This window comes from Dysgonomonas sp. 521, assembly GCF_010501055.1.
In the GTDB taxonomy this organism is placed as follows: Bacteria; Bacteroidota; Bacteroidia; order Bacteroidales; family Dysgonomonadaceae; genus Dysgonomonas.
The window spans coordinates 64300-85862 of the sequence record NZ_QVMO01000046.1 but is presented as its reverse complement, the minus strand read 5'-3'; the positions used below and the strand labels follow the sequence as shown (position 1 = coordinate 85862).

Genomic DNA, 21563 nt, shown 5'->3' with positions numbered 1-21563 from the left:
AAAAAGCGGAGGAAGTTTAGACGCAGGGCAGCAATAGAACCGGTTAACGCACATCTCAAATCAGACTTCAGAATGCATGAAAATTATCTCTGTGGGGAGAGGTATGTCCAAATCAATGCTCTTCTAAGTGCCACAGCCTGGAATCTCAAGAAATGGATGAAGAATCTCATTTCTTGGCTATATAATAAATGCTGCCAACCAAATGCAAATAGTTTTCTACTGATGAAAATGCTGGCGAAATGAAAACTATTTGGAAACTTTTATATTCGTAAGGAGAGACTAATTATTTAATTTATAGTCCTATTGAGTTACTAAGCATTCAATCAAAATACAGCAACAGAACAATCCTAAATTGATGGGAATTGCTGTCCATGCACTTATTCTCTTCCTTATTAGCTTTGCTGCGAAGATGATCCCAATGAGTGCGCAAATAATATTAATCATCAATATCCAGTTTGGAATAAGAAAATTATACAGGATGCCACACCCGAAATTCTGGCAATAAAACCGTTCGGAACTGTAATATAACCATACTGAATTCAGAATAATCATTATTATTCCAATGGCTATGTTTACCAGATTGCTTTCTTCCTTCTCGGTCATTCCCTTTTATTGAAAAAGTGACAAAAGTGACTCTTTTTATAAATTATTATTGTCACCTTATTATCCTGATCTGCATCAGGCTACTCTTATAATAATGCCAATCAAGGGTTAAATGTGCCGTTAGGCACATCATATTGGTAGAAGCATGAATGAAATTCGTTTTTTTGTGCCGTCAGGTACAAAATGTGAATTGTTCTGTAGATATTGCGTACCTGACGGCACACAATTAACCGGTTAAAGCTTCTTTCTACCAACATTCAGTCCCTAAAGGGACAAAAAAACAGCACATTTAACCCTTGATTCCCATTAATAAGATAAATTTACGGAAACAAGATTACTTGATAACCTCTACCAAATCCTGTAAATCCTTTCTTACTTTAGGCTGCTTATTCATCCAGTCCAGATTAGGGTCTTTATATCCCAGCGGCAGTATGAAAGTAGCTGACAGACCCTGTTCCGGCAGGTTGAGTATACTATTCAGCGCTTCCTTATCGAACCCTTCGACCGGTACGGTATCTATACGTTCGTTCGCTGCAACGGTGCATGCTACCCCTAACGCAATATAGGTTTGCTTTGCGAGCCAGCCTTCCATATCATTGTAATTCTTTTCCCTGAAAAATTCTATCTTTTTCCTGTACTTGTCGCACCATTCTTTACCCGGATTACGTTTCCTGCTTATCAGTTCAAAATATTCGTCCAGATATTCATCCGTGATTTGTGTATATGAAGCGAAGACCAAGAGGTGTGAACACCCTGTTACCGGCTGTTGCTGGCATGCTTCATTATATATCCTTTGTTTCAGTTCCTCGTTTTCTATTACCAGTACTTTATAGGCCTGCAATCCTAACGAAGTAGGAGTGAGGTTGATAGATTCCAGTATCTTTTCAACAGTTTGTTGTGGGATTTTGTTCCCGTTCATCCCTTTACAGGCGTGACGCCAGTTCAGGTCTTCTATTAAATTCATATATAATCTGTTTTAATCAATCCGATAATTTGAAAATCTGCTAATTTTATAATGAAGTTATCTTGATTTTTTATTTTTCTTTCATCTTGTCATGCTGACGATAGGAAGCATCTCGTTTCACAAGAGATTCTTCGCCCCGTCCAGAAACAACGACGGGACGAAGTGTAGTCAATGACAAAGAGGATATTCATATCATATATGACTATTAGAGTTTATATTCAATAAGATTATATATGGTTTATTCTGTGTAATTTAATTGCCTCCTGCTTTAGCTGGAGGATAAAAGTCTAATCAGATGATGGCTTTAGCCAAAATGTTTTGACTAAAGTCGTTTCCTGTCTGTATTATTATCCACGACTTGAAAGTCGTGGCAACAAAAACTCCTAAAAATATGCATCTTTCTCTTTTATTGAATATAAACTCTATTAAATATGAAAAGTCAAGATGACTTCAATATTTGCACGATCTAAGTAACTGTTAGGAAATTTCCCGAATTGGTTTTCGTATGAAAAAGATCTAGAGTTCTTCGTTCATTTTTAGCTTGTTTTCGGTTAATTTTCTCTTTCACTCAGCTCAAGTAGCCCGCTACTATCGCTTCGCGGAAGTAAAAATTATCTCAAAAACAATTCTAAAAATCAGAACGAGAAATTTCCTAACAGTTACTAAGAAGCTGTTTGAATTATACCGGAACAAATAAAAATAAGTTTTTAATCACCTTTGCCAGCCTCTGTTTGGCTCTTTTAAGCATCTTTTTAACCTTTTTCTCTTGGTTTAGCCCGCTAAACCTGCGATAAAAAGACTAAAAATCTATCTTAAAACAGCTCAAAGCAGGCAGGCAATATAATTCAAACAACTTCTAATAATCTTGAAATTCCAGATTACTCTTCATCTTCTTTGAACCAGCCCGAATACATCAGATAATTCTTCGCTATCTTCTGGTTCATCTCTTTAGCCTGATCAGGGTCTACTTTCTTTACAAACTTAGCGGGTACGCCTGCATAAATGCTGCCCGGTTCTACCTGTGTGCCGCTGAGGACAACAGAGCCAGCCGCGACGATAGCGCCTTCTCCTATCACAGCATAGTCGAGAATGATAGCGCCCATCCCTATCAGCGCTCCGTTTTCTATCTTTGCCCCATGCACCACCACATTGTGCCCTATAGAGACATCGTCTCCTATCTCCACCACTGATTTTTGATATAGAGTGTGCAGTACACTGCCATCCTGTATATTTACCCTGTTTCCGATGCGTATCGAATTCACATCGCCACGCAGTACGGTATTAAACCATATACTGCAATCTTTACCTATTACTACATCGCCGATAATTGTCGCGTTTTCGGCCATATAGGTATTCTCTCCAATCTCGGGTGTAAAACCTCTGACTTCCTTTATTAATGCCATTATTGTTGTTCTTTTTTAGCTTGTGGACATTGTTTGTCAATTCAACTGTAGTGGCGTATGCAATACGCCACTACGCTATCCATGAACATTATATTAATTATTGTTTGTTCTTTAATTTTTATACGAATATTTTATTATACCTTTTTCTTCGTTCATTTTTAGCCTGTTTTAGGATGTTTTTTCCTTTCACTCAACTCAACCAGCGGTCACAGGAGCGAAGCGTATGTAAATAATCATCTCTAAAACATCTCTAAAAATTTGAACGAATAAAATTTAAATAGTTTTGTCCTTTGAAACTTAATTTGTTAATTTGTTCTTGCATAAGCTCTAAATATTATTATGTTATTATAATCAAACTCAAATATAATAATACTCGTGGGCTTATGCATATTTGCTATCGCCGTAATTCAAATACAAACATAGGAACTAAGTAATCAATAATAATTAATGCAACATTCTCCTTGTCATCCTGAGGCACGAAAGATCTCGCTCCTTAAACGCGGAACTGACAAGAGGTGCTTCCTGTCGTCAGCATGACAGAAACGCGAATTATGTTGCAATAAATAATGCGAATCAAGGGTTAAATGTGCTGTTCTTTGTCCCTTTAGGGACTGAATGTTGGTAGAAAGAAGCTTTAACCGGTTAATTGCGTGCCGTCAGGTACGCAATATCTACAGAACAATTCACATTTTGTACCTGACGGCACAAAAAAACGAATTTCATTCATGTTTCTACCAATATGATGTGCCTAACGGCACATTTAACCCTTGATTAGCATAAATACTACTTATTTATATAAAAATCGAAAAACTGCTCCAGCCCTTTCGAATCTATTTTTTTAGCGACTATCTTTTTATCCTTATCCAATACAAATACCGCAGGGATATATGAAGTGTCGAAGTATAGCCAGAACTGGGATCTGTTTTTCGCGTCAAAGGCATTTATCCAGTCGGTCATTTTGTTGTCTTTGATAAACTTTTCCCATTCATTTCTATCTTCGCCTTTTATATCTATTGCCACTACTTGCAGCCCTTTGTCCTTGTACTTCGCATACAGTTCGTTATGCAGGCGGGGTGTTTCTTCTATACAATAATGACAATCGTGTCCGTAAAAGTACAACATAAGGTAATCGGCCTTTATGTCGTTAGTATAGAATGTTTTGCCATCCATCGTTGTGAGCATCAGGTTGCGGGCTTTCATCCCTATACGGTTGTTCTTGATATGCTCATACATAAACTGTAATCCCGACATTTGCGTACTGTCTATCCAATTCAGTTTTTTACCGAAAATATATTCTTCGCAAAGCTTTGCCCAAATGTTTTCGTCGCCCATCCTGTTGCTGGTGGTGCTTGTATTTATCAGATAAGACAGCATTTCTTTAAAACAAGCTTCGTTGCTTTTTGTTTTAGCAACCAGCTTGCTTGCTGCAATAGCTAAGGAGTCGGGGGTAGGGTCTACCCACTGGCGCAGGTAGGCGTCCACATAGCTTGCCATATAGTTAGTCCGCCACAGGCGCGGATCGGTAAGGTCTATATTGTCAAAATAATGCGCCTTGCCATAGTTCTTATTTTCAGTAAACTCCTTGTCGTTTTTAGGAGTAGGGTAGGGCAGGGTTACAGGGGTTATTCCTTTGAGGAATGCACCAAACCAGTTGTTTTTATTGTCTTTTATCAAAGTTTCCACATACATCTGGGATATTTCGTTCTCTCTGGCAAGCTCTTTTTCGAGACTGGCTCTTTTTTGAGGAGTAATGTTCGGGTCCGACAGTTGGTCTTCCAGTGTTTCCCTTATATTGTCATTATCGGCAATTTTATTTAAATAGTCCCACAAAAGCTTGGAATCGTTACTTCCTGATATAGTGCTCCTCAGGTAGTTGTCTTTGTTGATGTTTATCTGTATGTTGCTTTGTTCGTTGCCAATAAGGATATCCGTTCTGATATCGGGCGCGATATACAGGAAATACTGGCCCTCCGGATATTTTTGTTTAGACGAGAAAATGGCCTTCCCGGAAGATACTATCACAGAGTCGCGCGCATAAGTGGCTCCCCTCCAGTATTGTCCGAAATACATTTTTTTACCGTCCTGTCCGGGATAATTTACTTCCAGATTAAAACCGCTTCCGGAATCCTTAATGTTTTGAGCCTCCATTCCGAATGCGAATAGGAGGCTCAATAGTATTACAACTGTTTTAAATTTCATGTGTCTTTTCTTTTAACCATTGTTTTTCGCTTTCACTCAATAGAGGGGAAAGGCGATCATATACAAATTTGTGATATTCATTAAACCATGTGATTTCTTTCTCTGTCAGCATCTCTTTTACTATAGGTGTTGTATCTATAGGGCAAAGTGTGAGCGTTTCGAACGAGTAGAAATCGCCGAACTCCGTTGTTGTCTCGTGACGCGTCCGGATCAGGTTTTCGATACGGATTCCGTATTTTTCGGCTCTGTAGATTCCTGGCTCATTGGATGTTACCATTCCCGGTTGCAGCGTTGTCGGGTTCTCATTCATCCTGATGCTTTGTGGCCCTTCGTGCACGTTCAGGAAATGGCCGATACCGTGGCCTGTCCCGTGCAGGTAGTTCATCCCTTCGTCCCATAAGGCTTTCCGTGCCAGAATGTCCAGTTGGCTGCCTCTGGTTCCTTGTGGAAAGATAACAGTGGCCAGATCGATATGCCCTTTCAGCACCATTGTATAATCTTTTTTCATCTGCTCGGTGAGCGGCCCTACGGCAATGGTGCGTGTAATGTCCGTTGTACCGTCAAAATATTGCGCTCCGGAGTCTACCAGGAGAAATCCTTCCGGCTTCACAGGCAAAGAACTGCCTTCGGTTACATGATAGTGTACGATGGCTCCGTTTGGCCCGTAACCGGAAATGGTATCAAAGCTTTCGCCTACAAAGTTTTCCTGCTTGCTTCTGTACTCTACCAGTTTTTCAGGGATCATTATTTCGGTCACATTACCTTCCGGTACGGCCTTTTCGAGCCACATCAGGAAACGTACCAACGCTACCCCGTCACGCTCCATGGCGTTGCGGAAGCCTTGCAGTTCGGTCTCATTCTTGATGCTCTTCATCATGTCGGCAGGAGATAGAGTGTCTACAATCCGGCATTCGCCCGGTATAGCATTGTATAGCTTGAATGTAACCTTGCTGGCATCGAGGCAGACAGATGTATTTAGTTTCGATACATAGTCGAATATTTTATCATATTCGGCTATTGTCACACCTTCAGCTTTCAGGTAAGCGGCTGTTTCTGCCGTTAATTTTTTTGGATTGATAAATAAGACTGTTTCTTTCGGCGAAATGTAAGCATAGCTGACTGCCACCGGATTACATTTTACATCGTTGCCCCTGATGTTGAAAATCCAGGCTATGGTATCTAATGAAGCTACCAATAAGGATTCTGCACCGTTTCGTCCGATACTGTCGCAAATGCGTCTGATTTTCTTATGCGCGGGTTCTCCCGTATATTTTTCGGGAAGTACAAATATCGGGTTTGCAGGTATCTCTGGCCTGTCGTGCCAGATATTTTGGAATGGGTCATAGTCGCTTATCAGGTGCAACCCTTTCATATTTAATTTATGGGTCAGGTTAAATGCCTCTTTTGCTGCATATACATTCCCGTCTATTCCCACATATTCGCCTTTGCCCAATTCGCTTGTCAGCCACTCCTCTATATTTGGGGTAGTTGGTAGCCCGTCTTTAAAGAGTTCTATCTCTGTGTCGCGCAGTTCATTCGCTGCTTGCAGGAAGTAACGCGAGTCTGTCCATAATCCGGCTTTTTCGCGGGTAACAACTACAGTCCCTGCAGAGCCCGTGAATCCGCTTATCCATTCGCGCGAAGCCCAGTGTGAGGCAGGGTATTCGCTCAGATGGGAGTCGGTACTGGGAATAATAAAGGCGTGAAGCCCTTTTTCTTCCATAAATCCACGTAATGCGGTCAGTCTTTTATTTATATTCATACATTATTATTTTGGTAAGGTCACAGACCTTTTTGTTATTCCGTAAGCAGAACAACTGTAGGATTTTACTAAGAGCCTGTTTAAATTTTAGCGAAAATTTCTATTACAGGCTCTGAATATGTCATAAAATCCTATCTGCTGTTTTTTACTCTTCCGAAGAACTGGTGGCTACAGGGATGGGACTGTTCTTGTTCAGCATAGAACAAGTTCCTTCAAAGTTAGCTCCGGGTTCAATTTCTATTATACGGGTTTTGATCTCGCCTATCAGATGCGAACTGGCTTTTAATGTAACAGTTTCGGAACAAACAATGTTTCCGTTAACCAACCCGAATAAATCGATATTCGCACAATTGATGTTGCCCTTTATAGAACCACTCTGGCCAACAATGATTTTCCCGCGGCACTGGATGTTGCCTTCTATCGTGCCGTCTATACGGAAGTCTTCCTCCGAAGTTATTTCACCCTGTAGTTTCGTTCCTGAAGCAAGTACGTTGTGCATACCTGACGATGTCGTGTAATTCGTGTTTTCTTTCGATCTGCCCATAATCATAATTTCATGTTTTTGCTAGGTTTTATATATTTGTGTGCTCATTGACCAACAAATATAAATAAAAAACTTAGCTTTGTGCCGTTTTATTTTTAACTCTTTATGAAAAGTTTTATTTTACTCGAAAATATGGTGTTTTATGCTTATCACGGGGTATTGCCTCAGGAAGCGAAAGTGGGTAATGAATTTGTAGTTAATTTAAAAATTGAGGTAGATTTGGCTGTCGCCGCCCAATCTGATATATTGGATGATACCATCAGCTATGCGGCTGTTTATGAAGAGGTAAAGAAGCAGATGGCAATCCCGTCCCGGTTGCTGGAAAATGTAGCATACCGCATTATACAAAGTCTCAGGCGTGAATTTACCTCGATTGAGCATATAGAAGTGAAGTTGTCGAAGCGCAATCCACCGATGGGTGCCCAGATTGATTACGCCAGTGTAGTCTTAACCGATTGATTGATGAGAGTAAAGAAGATAACGGAGCTGAACAGGCTATCCGTTGAAGAGTTTAAAGAAAAAACGAAAACACCTCTGGTTGTAGTACTGGATAATGTAAGGAGCCTGAATAATATAGGCTCTGTCTTCCGTACATCGGATGCTTTTCTGGTAGATGCCGTATATCTGTGCGGGATAACCGCAACCCCGCCGAATGTAGAAATACATAAGACTGCCTTAGGTGCGGAAAACTCGGTGGAATGGTCGTATTTTGAAGATACGGAGCAGGCCGTGTCGCAGCTGAAAAGCCAGGGATATATTATATGTGCAGTAGAACAGGCCGAAGATAGTATTATGCTGGATGACTTGTATCTGGACGCGACAAAGAAATATGCAGTTATCCTGGGTAATGAGGTGAAAGGAGTTCAGCAGAAGATAGTGGATATGTGCGATCGCTGTGTAGAGATACCCCAGTATGGGACAAAGCATTCGCTTAACGTCTCTGTGGCTGCGGGAATAATTATATGGGAATTTTCGAGGCAATTGAAGTGACATTACCGATATTTTTTCTAGTTTTGCATTAAGAAGTATAAATAGCATATCTATGATAAGTGAAACAGATAAAAACTACCTGGCCGAAAAGGGGATAACCGAAGGGCAGTTGTTTAAACAATTGGATAATTTTAAGAAAGGATTCCCTTATCTCGAAATTGTGTCTGCCGCGTCTGTAGAGAAGGGGATCAAGGTCGTTTCCGACGAAGAAGAAAAAGAATATCTTGACGATTGGGATATGTATAAGGCTTCGCCGAACAAGAGGATTGTGAAATTTGTTCCGGCCTCGGGTGCAGCCAGCAGGATGTTTAAGGATTTATTTGAATTTTTAGATGCACCTTATAATATACCTACATCCGATTTTGAAAAAAAGTTTTTCGATGAAATCCAAAAGTTCGCGTTTTATCAGGATTTAGATGCCGTATGTTTAAAGAATAACGGTAAAAGTATAGAGGCGTTGCTGGAAGAAGGCAACTATAAGTCTGTTGTTGAGAATTTACTGAAACCTAAAGGGCTCGATTATGGTAATCTGCCCAAGGGCTTATTGAAGTTTCATAAATATGGCGATACCTCCCGTACGCCTGTAGAGGAGCATTTGATGGAAGGCTACCTGTATGCTAAGAATGAAAAAGACGAGGTGAATATCCACTTCACTGTATCTCCCGAGCACAGGCCTTTGTTTGAGAGCCTGATTGAAGATAAGAAGCCTGCATTCGAAGACAATCTGCATGTAAAATATGATGTGACTTTCAGTGAGCAAAAGCCAAGTACGGACACTATTGCTGCGGATGCAAATAATGAGCCGTTCAGGGAGAATGGCAAATTGCTGTTCCGTCCGGGCGGGCATGGCGCTCTGATCGAAAACCTGAATGATCTGGACGCGGATATTGTATTTGTGAAAAATATAGATAACGCGATACCGGATAAATATAAAGAAACAGAGACTAAATATAAAAAGATATTAGCCGGCGTACTGGTTGATGTGCAGAAGAAAGTGTTTGATTACCTGAAACTTCTGGATAGCGGGAAATATACCCACGATGAATTGATGGAAATACTTTATTTCCTCCAAAACGAACTGAATATAAAGAATCCTGACACAAAACTATTGGAAGATGCCGAACTGGTGCTTTACCTCAAACGTAAACTCGACCGTCCCTGCCGTGTTTGCGGTATGGTGCGCAATGTAGGAGAGCCGGGTGGAGGGCCATTCCTGACAGTGAATGCGGATGGTACCGTCTCGCTACAGATATTGGAGAGTTCACAGATTGATATGTCAGATCCGGTTAAGCAAGCCATGTTTCGGCAGGGAACCCATTTTAATCCGGTGGATTTGGTTTGTGGTATAAAAGATTACAGAGGGCGTCCTTTTAATTTAAAGGATTATGTAGATGCTAATACAGGATTTATTTCGGTCAAATCAAAAAGTGGCAGGGAATTGAAGGCGCTCGAACTTCCGGGGCTGTGGAATGGGGCGATGTCTGATTGGAATACTGTATTTGTAGAGGTTCCTATCGAAACATTTAATCCGGTAAAAACTATAAATGACCTACTGCGTACATGTCATCTGTAACAGCGTTTTAAGTATTTATGTGAGAATTTAACTTAAAATTACAAGATATAATATTGTATATTTAAAGCTGTATAAAAAAAATAGTGATGAAGACTTTTTAATTAAAAAAAAAGAATTATCTTTGCTCGACAATAGGTTTAAAAGCAATTGCTGTCTATTGTTTTTTATCTGGACAGCTTTAACATAAAAGATTGATTTTTACTGACTTTTATAAAACTACAATAATGAAACTTCGATTAGTATTATTTACGCTACTTTTTTTGCCTTTGCTGATGAAAGGGCAGATAGCTCCTACGGACGTAGTGTTTTACTCAAAAGGTAAGATGCATGTTAAGTATCGGAACGGAACAGGAGATGATGTCGATGGTTCTAAATCACAATCCACAACTTTGTACGTTAAAGGTTCAGCTGAGTTTGCCGATGGTTCAGGTATAGTTCAGGTAGGGCGTACTGAGTTAACTGGGGATTTCGTTAATGCGAAAACTACTGCTGATACAGATCTGCCGAATCTTTTTGATCAGGATACATATACAGGTGCTGATGCCGGTGTTGTTGCTTTTATCGGTATAGATAATAAGCAAACAATTGGAGCTAAGGTTTTTAATGAAGCGCTGAAAGCTTCTAAGTATATTAATTTCCCTGTATTGCGTATTGAGAAATGGTTGACAACTACCACTTATACTGCAACATTTAATCCCAGAACTGTGGGATATGTCGCTTTAGATCCTTCTGTCGCTGTAAAAATTAATAAAGTAGGAGCACTGAAGTCATCAGCTTTAAGTGCGAATGCTCCAACTGTTAATGGTACAACTCTTTCTACTAACACGCTTGGTACAAACCGTCTTGTTATTGAAGGTGGTTATGTTGCTGCTAATGATAACCGGAAGATAAATATGGCGCATGCTATGATTGACGGTGTAGAGTCTGGGACTGATGAGGCGGGTTATAGTCAGGTAAACCTTAATATGTATAAATATAAAGGTGAAGGCGCTACAAATGATGATGGTACGTTTAAAGCTAATCATGAGGCTGCGAGCAGTTCAAATACTTTGCGTAATAGTGAAGGTAAGAATTATCTGACAGGATTTACTCCGCCATTTAAAGAAATGGCTGCCGACTACCTGTTTTACCATACATATATGGAACCAAACCAGTGGAGTTTGCACTCAAATAAAGGAACTATCGCCGATCCATTTAATAAAATGCTGGCCGGAAAGGGGTATTTTATGAGCATGGAAGTTTCAAATGAGAGTGATACTAGGATAGATGAAAGGTGGGATGACCTTAAAATATTGGCAGTAAATAGAGCAAGAGGAGGTTTTGAGTTTAACCGCCGTCTGATGAGAGAATATTTTAATGAAGGAGGTGTTGTTAATTATGCCTCAACTAACTATATGAAAGGGTTTAGTCGTTATGCTGCCGATGATTCTGATGATCTGGTAAAAGGTGTAAAAGTTCCAGGTTGGACTTTAGGTAAGGGTGGTAATGAATTTGCTGCTAACGAAGGAAGAGACGAAATTAAATATATGCCGAATGAAAAATTCTCTATAGGTGATGTTACTGTTAGCGTGGTTAATGGACTTAACTTCTTGGGGAATCCTTTTATGGCTCCGATAAGTTTGAATCCTTTGTTAGGATATGAACCGAATAGTACTAAACCGTTAGTTCCTGCTCTTAATGCTACAAATAATCTTGATGTAGGAGCGTACTTTGGTACAGGTGTGCTGACCTCATTGAGGAATTACACTAATCAAAAAGTTTTACGTTCTAAGTATTGGGTCATAAATGAAGCATTAATAAACTACTCAAGTGCTGATAATATGTTTCATATGACTGTTAATTATGATTTGGTAAGTACTGATGGTTCTACGCTTACTAATACTTTAGGACTTACAGATCCCAGAACATATTTAATTGCACCAATGCAGATGTTTGTTTTGCAGGCAAACAAAGATTTTGAAATGGTGTTGAAGCCTAGCTTAAGAACATTTGGGGAGACAAGGTTTCTGAAAAGTAATGATACCAGTCTTTTTTCTGACTTCTTTGTAGTCGAAGTTGAAAGTTCTGTAGCGAAAAGCACAGACAGGACGGCTGTTATATTGCGTGAAGATTCTAAGCTGGCGAAAAATGATATTTTTGATACTACTAAGAATCTTACGGAATCGATAGCTGTGCCGAGTGAGAAAGACAGGGCGTATCCGGAAGAGGGCTCAAGTTATATCTATACAAAATCAACAGATGGAACAAGTATGCTGGGGAATGGCGTTCCTTTGAATGTTAAGGAATTAGCTTTATATGTTACGCCTCCGACTACCCAGCAGAATATGAAGTTGAATTTCTATAATCTGGAAAATATGACATCTGTGCCTAATGTTTGGTTGATCGACAGATATGAAAATAATAAAACGGTTAAACTGACTCCGGATTATGTTTATGAATTTTCTTCAGGTCCGTCTGATTTAAAAGAATTAAGTGGGGAAAATCGTTTTATTCTTCGTTTCTATGAAACTGATGATGATATAGTGAAAGAAGAAAATCCGATAACCTGTTATTATAATACTTCAGTATTGCATATTTCGGGACTGAATGAAAATGATGTAAACAGTGATGTATATGTTTATGATATGCAAGGTAGGCTTGTCGGAAGAACGAAAGTGAATAACTATCCGTCAATGGAATATTTGAAACCGTTGAGTCTGGGTACATATGTTGTGAAAATATCCGGTAAGAGAAACTTTACATCGAAATTTGTAAACTTACAAAACTAAATAAGAATAGACACAGACCTACGAAAAATAGAACAAATGAGAACAAAACTATTGATATTTGTATTTTTAATGGCTTGCTTTGGGTTGGCTGTGCCTACAACCTCTGCTATGGCTGCATCTGATATGGATACGCCGGTTATCTCCAGTGAGTCTCCTTCTGCTGCGACTCTCTCAAGAATAGAGAATTTAGGTATAGGCTCTGATACAAAGTATTCGGCAATGGCAACAACATCAATGAGATTGGGGCGTACTGCTAATACTGAATGGGATGATTTAATCTTACCTTCATCAGATTCATCAGCACCTATAGATGTAGGAGATGCTGATGCTCCTATCGGTGATGTTACATTCCCTGTCGCCCTGCTAGCTCTGGTTATATATTTTGTATATAGAGGTGTGACTACCTCCAAGAGAAAAAGCAATCTGTAAGAAATACAATAAAGAAAATACACACAAAGTAGGAGATATAATATTATATCTCTTGCTTTGTTGTTTTATTTTGTGTGATTTTGTTTGCTTACAATCTTTTTATTCTGTACTCTTATTCTAATTGTTTAAAATATTCAATTCTTAAAGACTTGAATCTTTATGTTTTTGCATTAATTTATTTATATATAGATCGTTATATATATATTCATTGAGTGCGTAAAACTTTGAAATAAATTCACCTGCTGTTTAGTAACTATTTAAATTTTATTCGTTCCAATTTTTAGAGATGTTTTAGAGATGCTTATTTACATACGCTTCGCTCCTGTGACCGTTGGTTCTTCCTCGAAACGATAATAGCGGGCTATTTACATACGCTTCGCTCCTGTGACCGTTGGTTGAGTTGAGAGAAAGGAAAAAACAGCCGAAAACAGACTAAAAATGAACGAAGAAAAAGGTATAATAAAATATTCGTATAAAATTTAAACAGTTACTTACTGTTCAATCCATTTTACGATCTTTTCAGAGAACGGGTCTTCGCGTGGTGGAACGAAATCAATCAGATGCCCGTTTTCATCGATCATAAATTTTTGGAAGTTCCATTGCACCTCCGCATCTATTTTCCCATTTTGTGACTTTTCTGTAAGCCATTTATAGATGGGCGCTTTATCTTTTCCTACAACATCTATTTTACTCATCATGGGAAATGTAACATCGTAATTTAATACGCAGAATGTTTTTATGTCCTCATTCGTACCCGGTTCCTGCCCATTAAAGTTGTTAGCGGGGAATCCTATAACAATGAAATCCTGATTTTTATACTTCTCATATAGTTGTTGCAGTTTCTCATATTGAGGCGTTAATCCACATTTAGAAGCTACATTGACTACCAATACTTTTTTCCCTTTCAGGCTGGCCATATCGAAATCTTTACCATCGATATCTTTAACCTTGAAGTCATACAATGATGTTTGCCCTAACATAGTTATTGAAATTATACTGAATAGAATTGTTGAAATAATTTGTTTCATTTGCGTCCGTTTTTATTGTAATCTGTTATATAAACAATCAATATCAAAGATTGTTTAGTGTAAGTAAAATGCTGTATTGTTTCGTATCTTAAATATTTATTAGTCTCAAAAAGACTATCTTTACATCTCTAAAACAGAATAAAATGGAGCTTAGTTTAGAAATTTTTTCTTTAGTACTGTTCTTTGGAGCATGCTTTGCCGGATTTATCGGTTCGTTGACCGGCCTTGGCGGAGGGGTTATAGTCATACCCTTATTGACCCTTGGCTTTGGTGTTGATATACGCTATGCAGTGGGGGCGGCCTTGGTTACTTCTATCGCTACATCTTCAGGTGCGGCAGCTGCTTATATCAAGGAGGGTATAACCAATGTACGTATTGGTATGTTTCTCGAAATAGCGACTACTACCGGCGCTGTAATCGGTGCTATTGTGGCTATGTATCTGGATAAAATGTATATAGCCATTATTCTGGGTATAGTACTTATTTTTTCCGCTGTCCGGTCTATCACAAAAAAAGAAGACAATTTTGATTATGCTGCCCCCGGAGATAAACTGGGAGTAACACTGAAACTAAACGGTTCGTATCCGACAAAAGAAGGTACTGTGGAAAAATATAATGTACACAATGTTGTCGGCGGATATTCCCTGATGACTGTGGCCGGAGTTTTGTCCGGCCTGCTGGGGATCGGTTCGGGAGCGCTGAAAGTGCTTGCGATGGATACGGCTATGAAGATTCCATTTAAGGTATCTACTACCACCAGTAACTTTATGGTGGGCGTCACTGCTGCTGCCAGTGCGGTTATCTACTTCCAGCGTGGATATATCGATCCCGGTTTGGCGATGCCTATCGTTGTAGGCGTATTACTGGGTGCGTTTTTTGGCTCGAAGATTTTACCGAAAACAAATGTCCGCAAGCTGCGGCTACTGTTCAGTGTCGTCATTTTCTTTCTGGCTGTGTCTATGATATACAATGGTATAACCGGTAAACTATAATAAGATGAAGAATATTTTTTCTAAAGAGTTCTGGGCAGAAAGGGATATGGAGCTTCTTATTGGCAGATTATTGCGTTATGGAGTTATATTGGCCTGTGGTATTACATTATTCGGGGGGGCTGTGTATTTATTCCAGAATCAAGGCCTCTCTATCGATCATTATAAGCCTATTCCTGACGATTTGCCGTTTCCGGGGGTAGATCATTATCTGCGCGAGTTATCCACGATTATACCCCGTGTATTGTCCTTTGATGGTGCCGCAATTATACAATTAGGTGTTTGTGTCCTTATAGCGACTCCTATACTCCGTGTGGCATTTTCTGTAATAGGCTTCCTTATCGAAAGGGATTATATGTATGTGGTAATAACGCTGATCGTATTATCCATTATCGTTGCTAATATGCTTCTAGGATTACATTGATTATGAGGAAGATTATATTGTTATATCTAATTTCTTTGCCCATATTCTCTTTTTCTCAGTCTGCTAAAGAAAAAGGCTTAGCGACAATAAACAAGGAAAGCGCACAAGCTTATATCGGCTTTTTAGCAAGTGATGCTATCGAAGGGCGGGAAGCGGGAAGACAAGGGGGACGAATTGCCGGAGAATATATAAGATCAGTCTTGCAGGATATGGGGCTCAAACCATTGAATGAGAACTCTTATTTTCAACCTTTCGAAGCTTATAGCCCTGAGAGGCAAAAGAGAGTCCGTTACTCGGTGCATCCTGACTCTATTGCTAAATATAAGAATTTACCTGCCTTTCGCAAATTGCGGATGCGCAATATCTTAGGCTGTATTGAAGGCAGGAACAAAGAAGACTATATTATTGTCGGCGCGCATTACGACCATTTAGGTATGGACGAAGCTTTGGACGGGGATAAAATATATAATGGGGCGGACGATAATGCTTCCGGTGTTTCTGCTGTTTTGCAGATTGCAAAGGCGTTTCTTTTAAGCGGAGAGAAACCCGGAAGAACCATCATTTTTGCCTTTTGGGATGGAGAAGAACTTGGTCTGCTGGGTTCTGAAAACTTTATGCAAACATGTCCTTTTGTATCGCAGATAAAAGGTTATCTGAACTTTGATATGATTGGAAGGAACAATGACGAATCCCGACCAAAGCATGTCGTTTATTTCTATACGGAGGCTTATCCTGTATTTGGCGATTGGCTAAAGAGTGATATTATTACTTATAACTTACAACTCGAACCTGACTACAGGCCTTGGGATAAACCAATCGGAGGCAGTGACAACGCTTCGTTTGCCAAAAGGGATATACCTGTAATATGGTACCATACCGATGGGCATCCCGACTACCATCAGCCGGGTGACCATGCCGACAAAATAAATTGGGATAAACTTGTCTATATCACTAAATCTGCTTATCTTAATCTTTGGAATTTAGCTAACGCAAAAACCTATTAGGGCATGAAAAACTTTTTGCTACCAATACTCTTACTGATAATTTCTCAGGCTATATTTGCCCAGACAGCTAAAGATAAAGGGCTGTCTGCAATAGACTTGAATAAAGCAAAAGAATATATAGAAGTTTTGGCTGGCGATAGCCTCGAAGGCCGCAAGGCCGGAGCTTCCGGAGGCTTAAAAGCTTCGGAGTATATTAAATCTAAATTTCTGGAGATGGGGATAAAGCCCTGGGTAGATAATTATTTTCAACCATTCGAAAATGAAAATCATAAGTCTCTGAAAATGCGTAATGTATTAGGATATATACCAGGTAAATATATTGACGAGGTAGTCGTTATCGGAGCGCACTATGATCATCTGGGTATAAAGACGAATAAAACGAATGATAGCATATATAACGGTGCGGACGATAACGCTTCCGGTGTTTCCGCTATCCTGCAAATAGCCGGTGCTTTTATGGCTTCGGGAGAAAAACCCTTGCGGACGGTCATATTCGCTTTATGGGACGGTGAAGAAGTTGGCCTGCTTGGGTCTTTCCATTTTGTGGAGGATTTTCAGGAAAATATAACTTTCCCTTTACTGTCGGCGCCTAAAATGAAAGGACATATCAACTGTGATATGATTGGCCGGAACAAAACAGAGGCGGACTATAATCATGTGGCTTGCTTCTTTTCACCTGAAAAACCTGTTTTTAAGGAGTGGTTAGAGAATGACATCGTGAGATATCATCTGGATTTGGCTCCTGAGTTCCATCCTATGAACGATTCTCCGGGAGGTAGTGACCATCTTCCGTTTTCTATGAAAGGAATACCTGTGATGTTTTATAATACGGATTTACATGAGGATTATCATCAGCCAAGCGATCATGCAGATAAAATTAACTATGATAAAGTGGTTAATATAACAAAGGCTGCCTATCTGAATCTGTGGAATATGGCGAATCTGAAAGATTTTTAATCAGCACAAAGCATATAAGTTACCCGGCAGGTTCCGTATAAGCCCTTTCATTTCCATTTCCAGCAAAGTGGAGAATAAGGAATATGCAGGGGTGCTCAATTCTCTGGCCAGTTGATCGATATGTAATGATTCGTTTTCGGTAAGTTTTTCTACAATAGCCTGTTCCTCATCGGATAAGACAAGGAAAAGTTCCCGTTGTACCGGTGCTTTCCTCTTTTTCGAAGATTCATTATCCCAGCCCATCTGTTGCAGGAAATATTCTGTAGAACGCAATAAATCCGCTTTGTGTGACGAAATGAGCTTGTTGCATCCTCTGGAATATTTATCTGTCGTTTTACCCGGTACGGCAAATACGTCTTTACAATATGAGTTCGCTATTTCGGCAGTAATGAGTGAACCTCCTTTGTCATCGGATTCGACAACGATAACCGCATCGGCCATGCCCGCCACAATCCTGTTTCTCCTTACAAAATTATGCCTGTCGGGTTCTGTTTCACTGGGGAAGTCGGATAATAAACCTCCATTGTCAACCATCTCCACAGCCGTATGCCTGTGAGCATGCGGGTAGATGCGGTCGAGTCCGTGTGCAAGCACTCCCACAGTAGGCAGATTGTATTTCAATGCGGCTCTGTGCGCGTTTATATCTATACCGTATGCCAGACCGCTAACGATTAATGTATTGGGTAATAAAGAAGAGATTTCTTCCAGAAACGTGCAGCAAAAGCTATTCCCATAATTGGTGGAATTCCGGGTTCCTACTATACTGATTACTTTTTCGGCGTTGAAATCAGTATTCCCTTTAAAGTAGAGTAGGACAGGGGCATCAACGCAATCGATCAGCCGTCGCGGATAATTTTCTTCGTTGATGAAATAGGTTTTCAGCTTGTTTTTTTCTACAAAAAGTAATTCCTTTTCGGCTTTTGTGAGAATTTCAGGATTTAGGATTTCGTCCACTATCTTAGGCGAAAGCCTGGTTTTATTTATCAGGGATTTTCTGTCTGTTTTAAACAGAGTCTCTACATCCCCGAATACTTGCAAGAGATTGCGTGCCGTGATGTCCCCTACGCCGGGAATCATTGTCAGAGCAATCTGATAAAGCCGTTTATCAGAAGGTATCTCCATTTATAAAGAATCAGCCGGGTTGTCGATTATCAGGCCGTCTTTCATGTGTACAGTACGGTCTGTGATAGATGCCAGATGTTCATCGTGGGTTACTATTATAAAGGTCTGCCCCAGTGTATCCCGTAACTTAAAAAACAATTGATGCAGTTCCTCTTTATTCTCGGTGTCAAGGCTACCCGATGGCTCATCAGCCAGAATAACGGCAGGATTGTTGATAAGGGCGCGCGCTACGGCAACCCGTTGCTTTTCGCCACCTGAAAGTTCATTCGGCTTGTGCTCCATTCTTTCGGTCAGTCCCAGCATATCCAGCAACTCTTTCGCCCTCTGTTTCGCCAGAGATTCTTTTACTTTGCCTATCAATGCCGGTATCATCACATTCTCTAATGCGGTAAACTCAGGCAGGAGTTGATGAAACTGGAAGACAAAGCCGATATTCTTATTCCTGAAGTCGGATAATTGAGTATCCTTCAACGTGTTTAATTGTTGTTCGTTAATGTATATCGTACCACTATCCGCTTTGTCTAATGTCCCAATGATTTGCAGAAGGGTTGTTTTTCCCGCGCCGCTTGCACCCACAATCGATATTATTTCACCTTTCTCTACATAGAGGTCTATACCTTTGAGTACTTTCAAAGTGCCGAAGCTTTTAGTAATTCCTTCTGCTTTAATCATCTATCAGGTTTGTTGCTTTTATTTTATACCGATGCCGAAATAGTCGAATCCGCTATCTGTCATTTCCTGTTTATTATATATATTCCGTCCATCGAATACTACAGGCTTATTCATTGTCTTCCTTATTACTTCCCATGTAGGCAGGCGGAACTCGTTCCATTCGGTAACCATCATGATAGCGTCTGCATCCAGGGTTGCGTCATAAATATCCTTAGCATATATGATGCTATCGCCTAAATGGCGTTTTGCCTCTTCCATAGCAACAGGATCATAAGCCCTTACTTTTCCTCCCGCTTGTAGTATCCTGTCTATGATTACCAATGAAGGGGCTTCACGCATATCATCTGTTTTCGGTTTGAATGCCAGTCCCCATACGGCGATGGTCTTACCCTTTATGTTGCCGTCATAGTATTTCATCAGCTTTTCGAAAAGGACATTCTTCTGGTATTCGTTCACTTCCTCTACAGCTTCCAGTATTTTCATATCATGCCCTAATTTTTTGGCGGTATGTATCAGGGCTTTTACATCTTTAGGGAAGCAGCTGCCTCCGTATCCGCATCCTGCATACAGGAATTTAGACCCGATGCGGGCATCCGCGCCGATACCTTTGCGCACCATGTTTACGTCGGCTCCTACAATTTCGCACATGTTGGCTATGTCGTTCATAAAGCTGATACGTGTAGCCAGCATGGCGTTAGCCGCGTATTTAATCATTTCGGCAGAAGAAATGTCAGTATATATGATGCGATAGTTGTTTAGTGTAAACGGCTTGTATAGCTTTTCCATCAGGCGTTGGGCTTCTTCCGATTCTATACCTACAACTACGCGGTCGGGTTGCATAAAGTCTGTAATAGCAGCACCTTCTTTCAGAAATTCAGGGTTTGAGGCCACATCGAATTTGAGGTCAGACAGGCCTCTTTTGTCAAGTTCCTCCTGTATGGCCTTTTTTACCAGTTTTGCTGTACCTACAGGTACGGTGCTCTTGGTAACGATAACCATATATTTATTTAGGTTTTGCCCTACAGTGCGGGCTACATCGAGTACATATTTCAGGTCGGCGCTACCATCTTCGTCAGGAGGTGTTCCCACTGCCGAAAATACAATGTCAACATCGTTTAATACAGAACTCAGGTCTGTAGTGAAGTTCAAGCGTCCGGCTTTGTGGTTGCGTTCCACCATTTCGTCAAGTCCCGGTTCGAAGATAGGGATTATGCCTTTCTTTAATTTCTCTATTTTGTTTTGGTCTATATCAACACAATATACCTCTGTTCCCATTTCTGCGAAACATGTTCCTGTAACAAGACCTACGTAACCAGTACCGACGATAGCTATTTTCATTTTCGAGTTATTGTTTAATAAATTTTTGTATTCGTTTGTTTTTGGAGTACAAAGATAATATTAATCTTTTATTTAGCATGCCATTAGAAGAAGTATGTGACACTTGCTTTCAATGCTCTGTTGTATAAGGGAGAATCATCTTTTACTATATTTTGTAAACCGTGGTAATAATTGAGGGCAAATTGCCAGCGATGATATTCTATACCTGCTAGTATCGTGCCTCCGAAGTCGAAATTTCGATAATCTCCTTCATCGGTTCCTAACTCATCGTTTGCTGAAACTCTATTTTTCCCTGCATTTTTGCCATACAGGCGCTCTTCGTTGGGGTTACTAGCTACCCCATAGATATCCACTCCTATATATGGGCCTAATCCAACAATCAGACGGTAATTATCATTCAAATGCCATTTATTCCCAAAGTTAATTGCTAAATTAGCATAGATTCCGGTTATTCTTTTTATCCTGTGGTCATCGCTTACATAAGCATCTTTTAATCCGGTATTGAGGCAGGATACAATAAGGTCTGTCTGAACTACAAAACTGTTTCGCCCGTATTGTATTGTAAGACCGAAATCCCACGCCGGATATACGCTGGATCTGTACGGAGCAGAAGTTATCATGCACGATCCGGGTAGAATACTTGCCGATTCATAAGGTTTCATTCCGTTTAGTTTGGATATACCTATAGCTCCGCGAAACCCCACAGCCATATACACTTCCTGCGAATGCAATCCCACTGCACAAATACAAAGGGCAAAGAATAATATTATCTTCTTCATAGTGTGTTTGTTTTA

The 21563-nt window shown here is 40.0% G+C and carries 19 protein-coding genes and 1 pseudogene; 10 read left to right on the top strand and 10 right to left on the bottom strand.

The genetic code is table 11. The features are described from left to right. Positions 1-97, top strand: a pseudogene (locus tag D0T84_RS23310) (hypothetical protein); the annotation flags it as partial. 840 nt (positions 98-937) lie between these two features. Here the strand turns inward: D0T84_RS23310 and D0T84_RS13630 are convergent. The 5 genes from D0T84_RS13630 to D0T84_RS13610 form a co-directional block, all read right to left on the bottom strand. Further along, positions 938-1567 carry an NAD(P)H-dependent oxidoreductase gene (locus D0T84_RS13630; protein WP_163308412.1) on the bottom strand — a complete coding sequence of 210 codons (630 nt, stop codon included), beginning with the start codon at positions 1565-1567 and terminating at the stop codon, positions 938-940. An 878-nt stretch (positions 1568-2445) separates the two neighbouring features. Continuing rightward, the gene (locus D0T84_RS13625) at positions 2446-2970 is read right to left on the bottom strand and encodes a gamma carbonic anhydrase family protein (protein WP_163308411.1); all 525 of its coding nucleotides are present in this window, start codon (positions 2968-2970) and stop codon (positions 2446-2448) included. Positions 2971-3753: 783 nt separating this feature from the next. Next, on the bottom strand, positions 3754-5169 hold the full coding sequence (locus tag D0T84_RS13620; protein WP_163308410.1) for a TlpA family protein disulfide reductase: 1416 nt from the start codon (positions 5167-5169) through the stop codon (positions 3754-3756). After that, positions 5159-6931 carry an aminopeptidase P family protein gene (locus D0T84_RS13615; protein ID WP_163308409.1) on the bottom strand — a complete coding sequence of 591 codons (1773 nt, stop codon included), beginning with the start codon at positions 6929-6931 and terminating at the stop codon, positions 5159-5161. Before D0T84_RS13615 ends, D0T84_RS13620 begins: the two co-directional genes overlap by 11 nt. A gap of 145 nt (positions 6932-7076) precedes the next feature. Further along, complete coding sequence (locus D0T84_RS13610) at positions 7077-7481, bottom strand: polymer-forming cytoskeletal protein (RefSeq protein ID WP_185155743.1); 405 nt, start codon at positions 7479-7481, stop codon at positions 7077-7079. A 99-nt stretch (positions 7482-7580) separates the two neighbouring features. On the opposite strand from D0T84_RS13610, the gene folB reads away from it, so the two are divergent. The 5 genes from folB (at position 7581) to D0T84_RS13585 (ending at position 13235) form a co-directional block, all read left to right on the top strand. Continuing rightward, a complete protein-coding gene (gene folB / locus D0T84_RS13605) occupies positions 7581-7934 on the top strand; it encodes a dihydroneopterin aldolase (RefSeq protein ID WP_163308408.1) in 354 nt (117 codons plus the stop codon). A gap of 3 nt (positions 7935-7937) precedes the next feature. Further along, positions 7938-8465 carry an RNA methyltransferase gene (locus D0T84_RS13600; RefSeq protein WP_163308407.1) on the top strand — a complete coding sequence of 176 codons (528 nt, stop codon included), beginning with the start codon at positions 7938-7940 and terminating at the stop codon, positions 8463-8465. A gap of 52 nt (positions 8466-8517) precedes the next feature. Continuing rightward, entirely contained in the window at positions 8518-10038 is a 1521-nt protein-coding gene (locus tag D0T84_RS13595; protein WP_163308406.1) for a DUF4301 family protein, read from the top strand. 224 nt (positions 10039-10262) lie between these two features. Further along, the gene (locus D0T84_RS13590; RefSeq protein WP_163308405.1) at positions 10263-12806 is read left to right on the top strand and encodes a T9SS type A sorting domain-containing protein; all 2544 of its coding nucleotides are present in this window, start codon (positions 10263-10265) and stop codon (positions 12804-12806) included. A 36-nt stretch (positions 12807-12842) separates the two neighbouring features. Further along, complete coding sequence (locus D0T84_RS13585; RefSeq protein ID WP_163308404.1) at positions 12843-13235, top strand: hypothetical protein; 393 nt, start codon at positions 12843-12845, stop codon at positions 13233-13235. A 491-nt stretch (positions 13236-13726) separates the two neighbouring features. Here D0T84_RS13585 and D0T84_RS13580 read toward each other — a convergent pair whose 3' ends face one another. After that, complete coding sequence (locus D0T84_RS13580; protein WP_370525506.1) at positions 13727-14215, bottom strand: glutathione peroxidase; 489 nt, start codon at positions 14213-14215, stop codon at positions 13727-13729. Between the two features lie 191 nt (positions 14216-14406). On the opposite strand from D0T84_RS13580, the gene D0T84_RS13575 reads away from it, so the two are divergent. Genes D0T84_RS13575 through D0T84_RS13560 form a run of 4 tightly spaced genes read left to right on the top strand, consistent with a single transcriptional unit; the run spans position 14407 to position 17637 of the window. Then, positions 14407-15255 carry a sulfite exporter TauE/SafE family protein gene (locus tag D0T84_RS13575; protein WP_163308402.1) on the top strand — a complete coding sequence of 283 codons (849 nt, stop codon included), beginning with the start codon at positions 14407-14409 and terminating at the stop codon, positions 15253-15255. 4 nt (positions 15256-15259) lie between these two features. Continuing rightward, on the top strand, positions 15260-15676 hold the full coding sequence (locus D0T84_RS13570) for a DUF1634 domain-containing protein (RefSeq protein ID WP_163308401.1): 417 nt from the start codon (positions 15260-15262) through the stop codon (positions 15674-15676). A gap of 2 nt (positions 15677-15678) precedes the next feature. After that, positions 15679-16680, top strand: coding sequence for a M28 family metallopeptidase (locus tag D0T84_RS13565; protein ID WP_163308400.1), 1002 nt, complete (start codon positions 15679-15681; stop codon positions 16678-16680). A 3-nt stretch (positions 16681-16683) separates the two neighbouring features. Beyond that, a complete protein-coding gene (locus D0T84_RS13560; protein WP_163308399.1) occupies positions 16684-17637 on the top strand; it encodes a M20/M25/M40 family metallo-hydrolase in 954 nt (317 codons plus the stop codon). Here D0T84_RS13560 and dprA read toward each other — a convergent pair whose 3' ends face one another. The 4 genes from dprA to D0T84_RS13540 form a co-directional block, all read right to left on the bottom strand. Continuing rightward, positions 17638-18759 (bottom strand): DNA-processing protein DprA, encoded by a 1122-nt coding sequence (gene dprA / locus D0T84_RS13555; protein ID WP_163308398.1) that lies wholly within the window; start codon positions 18757-18759, stop codon positions 17638-17640. It abuts the gene before it with no gap. Further along, entirely contained in the window at positions 18760-19431 is a 672-nt protein-coding gene (locus D0T84_RS13550; RefSeq protein WP_163308397.1) for an ABC transporter ATP-binding protein, read from the bottom strand. An 18-nt stretch (positions 19432-19449) separates the two neighbouring features. After that, positions 19450-20769, bottom strand: a complete 1320-nt coding sequence (locus D0T84_RS13545) for a UDP-glucose/GDP-mannose dehydrogenase family protein (RefSeq protein ID WP_163308396.1) — start codon at positions 20767-20769, stop codon at positions 19450-19452. An 83-nt stretch (positions 20770-20852) separates the two neighbouring features. Next, positions 20853-21548, bottom strand: coding sequence for an outer membrane beta-barrel protein (locus tag D0T84_RS13540; protein WP_163308395.1), 696 nt, complete (start codon positions 21546-21548; stop codon positions 20853-20855). Positions 21549-21563: the final 15 nt, after the last annotated feature.